This window comes from Photorhabdus stackebrandtii, from assembly GCF_011189495.1.
Lineage (GTDB): Bacteria > Pseudomonadota > Gammaproteobacteria > Enterobacterales > Enterobacteriaceae > Photorhabdus > Photorhabdus khanii.
Genome location: NZ_PUJV01000203.1, coordinates 1 through 268, shown reverse-complemented (window position 1 = coordinate 268; position 268 = coordinate 1). Strand labels below are relative to the sequence as shown.

The following is a 268-nucleotide window of genomic DNA, read 5'->3' as shown; positions in this document are numbered from 1 at the left end:
CCGTGTCCCGGGCAACAACAAACTGCAATAACGGGGCTTCACTTAAGTTCAGACGATAATGGCGGGGGTCAAAACGCCGGCTTAACTGCTCACTGACCGGCCCGTCTGCCGGATCTAATGTCAATTCGGTGACGGATAACGGGGCCTGGCGCCAGACCACTTGCGCCGGCTCTGACAGCCCCTGCCAGATAAAGGCGGTGCGCAGAATATCGTGGCGGTTGACCACCTGCTGCACCGCGGCCAGATAGCGGTCCAGCACCACCCGATC

Annotated in this window: 1 protein-coding gene; it reads right to left on the bottom strand. The window is 60.4% G+C overall.

What is annotated here, in order from left to right:
- On the bottom strand, window positions 1-268 hold a 268-nt coding region (locus tag C5470_RS22340), incomplete at both ends, for a condensation domain-containing protein (RefSeq protein ID WP_166291970.1).